The 4,784-nt window shown below is 39.2% G+C and carries 8 protein-coding genes and 1 pseudogene; 4 read left to right on the top strand and 5 right to left on the bottom strand.

The window, feature by feature from the left end:
- The coding region (locus tag B0682_RS05085; protein ID WP_240494875.1) for a pilin at window positions 1–342 on the top strand (342 nt) is incomplete at its 5' end.
- 257 nt (window positions 343–599) lie between these two features.
- On the opposite strand, the gene B0682_RS09360 is transcribed toward B0682_RS05085, so the two are convergent.
- Together B0682_RS09360 and B0682_RS09630 are read right to left on the bottom strand one after the other, a co-directional pair.
- On the bottom strand, window positions 600–881 hold the full coding sequence (locus tag B0682_RS09360) for a transposase (RefSeq protein WP_143823291.1): 282 nt from the start codon (window positions 879–881) through the stop codon (window positions 600–602).
- Complete coding sequence (locus B0682_RS09630) at window positions 878–1,075, bottom strand: transposase family protein (protein ID WP_143823292.1); 198 nt, start codon at window positions 1,073–1,075, stop codon at window positions 878–880. Before B0682_RS09630 ends, B0682_RS09360 begins: the two co-directional genes overlap by 4 nt.
- Here B0682_RS09630 and B0682_RS09635 point away from each other — a divergent pair.
- The 3 genes and pseudogenes from B0682_RS09635 to B0682_RS05105 form a co-directional block, all read left to right on the top strand.
- Window positions 1,022–1,618 (top strand): annotated as a pseudogene (locus tag B0682_RS09635) (nuclease/transposase family protein); the annotation flags it as partial. The gene B0682_RS09630 and the pseudogene B0682_RS09635 overlap by 54 nt on opposite strands.
- Before the next feature lie 247 nt (window positions 1,619–1,865).
- Window positions 1,866–2,075, top strand: coding sequence for a helix-turn-helix domain-containing protein (locus B0682_RS09785; RefSeq protein WP_078307103.1), 210 nt, complete (start codon window positions 1,866–1,868; stop codon window positions 2,073–2,075).
- A gap of 192 nt (window positions 2,076–2,267) precedes the next feature.
- A complete protein-coding gene (locus B0682_RS05105) occupies window positions 2,268–3,488 on the top strand; it encodes a serine hydrolase domain-containing protein (RefSeq protein WP_158077869.1) in 1,221 nt (406 codons plus the stop codon).
- 30 nt (window positions 3,489–3,518) lie between these two features.
- Here B0682_RS05105 and B0682_RS05110 read toward each other — a convergent pair whose 3' ends face one another.
- From B0682_RS05110 to B0682_RS05120, 3 genes are all read right to left on the bottom strand, one after another.
- Window positions 3,519–3,740, bottom strand: a complete 222-nt coding sequence (locus tag B0682_RS05110; RefSeq protein ID WP_078307107.1) for a hypothetical protein — start codon at window positions 3,738–3,740, stop codon at window positions 3,519–3,521.
- Window positions 3,733–4,029, bottom strand: coding sequence for a BrnT family toxin (locus B0682_RS05115; protein ID WP_158077870.1), 297 nt, complete (start codon window positions 4,027–4,029; stop codon window positions 3,733–3,735). Before B0682_RS05115 ends, B0682_RS05110 begins: the two co-directional genes overlap by 8 nt.
- 365 nt (window positions 4,030–4,394) lie before the next feature.
- Window positions 4,395–4,781, bottom strand: coding sequence for a pilin (locus B0682_RS05120; RefSeq protein WP_240494877.1), 387 nt, complete (start codon window positions 4,779–4,781; stop codon window positions 4,395–4,397).
- Window positions 4,782–4,784: the final 3 nt, after the last annotated feature.

The following is a 4,784-nucleotide window of genomic DNA, read 5'->3' on the forward strand; positions in this document are numbered from 1 at the left end:
CAAGTATCAGAAGCCTTTACCCTTGCTGATGGTCTGAAAACCAGCATTAGCACCAATCGCCAAAATGGGAGATGTTTTTCAACCACTGGCGGTACTGCCACAGCTGAAGATAAACTTGACGGAAAATATGGTACAGCCACCATTCTTCAAGAAGGTGCTGATACTGCTGGTAGTTTAGTTTGTGGTATTCATTACGTGTTTAAAGACAATGGCGTATCCGATAAACTTAAATCAAAAAATATTGTTCTCAAAGTAACTGAAGATTCGGTATTAAAATTAGAAACTGTAGGTTCGAAACAATCAGATATTGATACTAAATATCTCCCAAATGCTTTTAAATAATTAAATATAACATATCTAAAACAGAAACAAGCTCTCACCATTCATTGATGAGAGCTTGTTTATTTTTCTCAGAAGTAACAATACCAGAAAACAATCTCATACGCAGGTTGTAACATCGTTTTCTATTGTGATAATGCTCCGAGACCATTTTAAACAGCTTGATTAACCCTATTTTATGTTCAATCAAGATACGTAACTTAGCCAAATACTGATTGGCTCTCTTTACTTCTTTAATTAAACTTATCACTTTAGGTTTCTTAAGATAGTATGAATGTTTGCTTATACCGCTTGCCAATACCCTGATAGCCATTGTCTACCATAATCAGTGTGTTGTATTCAAACCACTCAGGGTAGGTGTCTTTGTGCGGCTTAAAATCGTGTACTGAGCCTTTGTAAGTTTGTACGTCCAGTATCATACCTGTTTGCCAGTGAACGATGATTTGTGCTTTTAGGGTATGTTGTTTCTTTTTACCGTTGTCATATTGTTTTTTAGACGTTCTATTGGGGTTTCTGTGGCATCGACAATGATGGCTGGTCAGTTGATGTCATTATCTGTCCTGCTGGGAAGTTTTTTAGGTAATTCAAAATGTCCTGAGTTAATGAGTACGTCTTCGACTTTGTGAGCGATACGACTGGCTAAGGATTCATGTACGCCAAAGTCTATGCCAATATGGTATAAGGTACGATATTTACAACGCATAGCCAAATCATTCAAGCCATCAACGAAACCCATACTAAAAGCCGTAAGCAATTTAAAAAGGCTAAACTGGCGAACCAATAACCCCAATGCCAAGCGTAAATCGCTTGGTTGGCTACCGTTTAAACAATCTGCCATCAAACATATTGCCACGCAACAAACTGGTAAAAAAGGCTTAAAATCCACCATGAAACTCAACCTAGATAAAGGACAAAGACTCATCATGAACTATGGGACAATGATAATCTTTGCCTATACCAAATCAAGACACTACAAATCGTCTAGGCCAGCAATAACCATCGGCATGCTTGTATTACCGTTAAAGAGTACCCAAAATAAAAATGTAGTATTGGCAGTATTGGCAGATATTTAGGTTTAAAATAGTTTGTCACAACATCAAATGGCGATAAATCACATATCAAACAAATCCTAAAATGGGCTAAAAAACTAGCAATTGCCCAACGTGCTAAAAACAAACAACGTGTAAAAGCTATCCATGCTCAAATCAAAAACACACGCCAAGATTTAATTCATAAATTCACAGCAAGGTTAATCATAGAGACATTAATGCCAGTCGGAAAATTCTTGCGATCAGTATTGATTGTCTTATGGAAGAAATCCCCGAACGATAGGTATAAGAGAAAGTCAAATTTCATTGATTGATGTTTCATTTAACTCATCGTGGGTAATTCTCCACTCATCATCTTTAATTTAGGTAAAGATACAAATACGGATGACTTAATCAGTGTATCTTTCTATTTGCTCATCATTGATACTAAATAGAAATAATGCTAAATTACCTTATATTTTAACCAGTATTCATATCATGCTCAAAGCCTACAAATACCGAATGTACCTAAACAACAAACAAGCCTTAGTTTTTAACAAGCATTTTGGTCGTGACCGTTTTATATTTATTAATTGGATGCTTGGCTTACAAAATCGTTACTACAAAATATTTTGTAAAGGGTTGTTACACACTCAAATTCAAAGCCAGTTCGTCAGAAAAAGAAAACGGCTAAATTTGCATGGCTAAATGAAGTTAATAGCCAGTCGCTATTAAGTGCTTTACTTAAAATATTTATACCGCTTTTACTAATTTTTTAAAGGTTTGTAGCTGTTTTCCATGCTTTAAATCTAAAAAAATTCCCCAACAGAAATAACTAAAATATGACAATGAACAAGTAACGTGATGGCAGTGATATTTAATCATGTAACATTGAAAGACATGGCACAGCTTTCACTGATTATACTATTGATGGTTGTATTTGCCTATTATTACGCCAACAATCAAGCGCGCAATCAGTTATGGTTATCCACCTATCCCATTCGTGCCAAGCTGTCACTGACCAATCTGTCTTGTAGTGCCAATAGCCCAAACTGGATGGCAGAGGTGCTTAGGTATCAGACCCAACAAGGCGACGCTCCCAGCAATCAAATTGCTTATATCGACGCACAAGGGCAAACCCATCATTGTCATAATGGCTATGTTGATAAATACCCACTCATCTCTCAAGCGGTTACTGCCGACACTCGCTACCGCTATGCCAGCGTAACCAAGCTATGGACAGCCGATGCGACCCTAAGCCTAATCAGACAAGGCAAGCTGACGCTAGACACGCCACTGGTATCAATACTGACACAGATTGACCAACCCAAAGACGCTAGGGTTAATGACATTACCATCAGACAGCTGTTGTTACATCAAGGTGGCTTTGACCGTTATGGCATGTTTGGCAATGACATGTTTGGCATTGGTGAAGACATCTGCCCCAACCATATCGATAAGATGAATGACATCAAGCTAAACTTTGACCCCGGTAGCCAAAGCAGTTATTCTAACTTGGGCTATTGCTTGCTTGGTGAAGTGGTGGCAACGCTCAACCAACAACCACATCAAGCACCATCATATCAAGACAGCATCATCAAACAATATCAACTCAACCAAACCCACCTACGCTTTATCAGCAATGCCGCCATGGAAGATGAGGTATTTTATAATCATGTGGAGACGGGCATCACAGGATTGGGCGATATTTACACCGCATTTGACTATGATGGTTTGGCATCAGCAGCAGGGCTGTCTGGCAATGCCATTGACTTGGCAGAGCAAGTAAAAGCGATGATTGCTCAGCCTGAGCCTAATGTGTTGTCTACAGGCGACAATCACGCTTGTGAAGCCATCAAAACCAACTCACATCAGCCACATGGCTCACACAGCAACAGCCACCATGGCGATGATGAAAAATGTCATGGTTATGGTACGGTCGCTTTTCGTCATGCCCCAAATGGCTCAATCATGTATTATCGAGATGGGGCATTGCCGGGGTTAAGAACGTTGGTACTGATTGACCAAAAGGGAGCGGTGGTGGTTTTATTAAGTAATGGTAGGGGCAAAGAAGATGGATCACAACAACTCATAAAGAAAATTGTTAAAAACTTAGAGTAAAAAAATAAACACGCCTTTGCAAAAAAAAAGCTAAGTCAATAACAAACGCAACATGCCGTTTATTTTGGCAATTTGGTTTGGTTGATTGGCATTTTGGTTGATAAGTTGCCATACGTCAGGCTCAATCAGAGACGTTTGATGTTGTTGGTTGGGTGTGCGTTTGGCGGTTTGTCGCTGAGTGATTTGTGGCGGTATGCCACGCACGGCATCGGTCATATCAAAATTAAAATACACGTCGTCATCTTTATCCATAATAAAATTCCTTAATCTGGTCCTTACTTGCCAAAAATCCTGTAATTAGACGTATTTTATCGTAACGCTCAGTCCAAACGACGGTTAAAATGCGTGCTTTATCGCTACAACCTGTGCTAATAAAACGCCGTTCACCATAATCACGGTAATCTTGTTTGGTAATGGTGGTAGGGTTGAACAATATCGTGGCACATTCTTGAAACGTAACGCCATGTGTTTTTGATATCAATAGTGCTTTATTACTGTCCCATTCAAATGTGATGTCATTTATGATATGAGTTTGGTTCATCAAGTCCATTGCCTTGGCGATATTTGCGATATTTATAAATTTAGATTGTACTGATTGTAACATAAGTTTTTACTCAATCAACCTTTATACATATACAGGTTTCTTATCATAACCACTCTGATAACAACTTAGTAGTCAAAGACATCACCCCCACCAATTACCACCACCATGCCCATGGTTAAAGTGAACATGGGATAAGCGTGTGTTTCTTTGATGATTTTGGTGGTTTATCGGTCAGATATTCTAGATTGTCTATCATGGTGATAATTTTTTAAATTTATTTGTGTTTCTAAGATTGTAGCATTGATGCTGATAAAATAAAACCCACCAAAAAATGGTGGGTTTTGTGGGTAAGCTTGGTAGGATTATTGACAGCTCTTAGGCAGACGGCTTGAATCGATTGTGCCAGAACATGTCCATTTTGAGATTTGACCATTTGCAGCAGTTGGGGTCAAGGTAACGGTCTTGCCGTTATTAGCACCAGCATTAAATGTAACAGTGATAACACTTGGTTTGGTTGGTGTTTTAATAGCAGCTGCATCACCACCAGTTATTGTAACGCCACCTGCTGGAAAGTATTTACCAGCTAAGTTACCAACACCTGTAACTTCTGCTTGTTGTGGAAAGCGATTTTGGTCAGCAACAAACACGCCGATATCAGACTGTATGCCTGCTGTGGCTTTTAGGGCTTCGGTTGCCTGAGCACGAGCGGTGTAGTCTTGGTAAGCTGGAATGGCGATGGCAGCTAGGATACT

Source organism: Lwoffella lincolnii (genome assembly GCF_002014765.1).
Classification (GTDB): Bacteria; Pseudomonadota; Gammaproteobacteria; order Pseudomonadales; family Moraxellaceae; genus Psychrobacter; species Psychrobacter lincolnii.

Coding starts and splice junctions, on each gene's coding strand:
- B0682_RS09785 (WP_078307103.1), top strand. CDS start 1,866: ATGCTCAAAGCCTACAAATACCGAATGTACCTAAACAACAAACAAGCC.
- B0682_RS05105 (WP_158077869.1), top strand. CDS start 2,268: ATGGCACAGCTTTCACTGATTATACTATTGATGGTTGTATTTGCCTAT.
- B0682_RS09630 (WP_143823292.1), bottom strand. CDS start 1,075: ATGGGTTTCGTTGATGGCTTGAATGATTTGGCTATGCGTTGTAAATAT.
- B0682_RS05110 (WP_078307107.1), bottom strand. CDS start 3,740: ATGGATAAAGATGACGACGTGTATTTTAATTTTGATATGACCGATGCC.
- B0682_RS05115 (WP_158077870.1), bottom strand. CDS start 4,029: ATGAACCAAACTCATATCATAAATGACATCACATTTGAATGGGACAGT.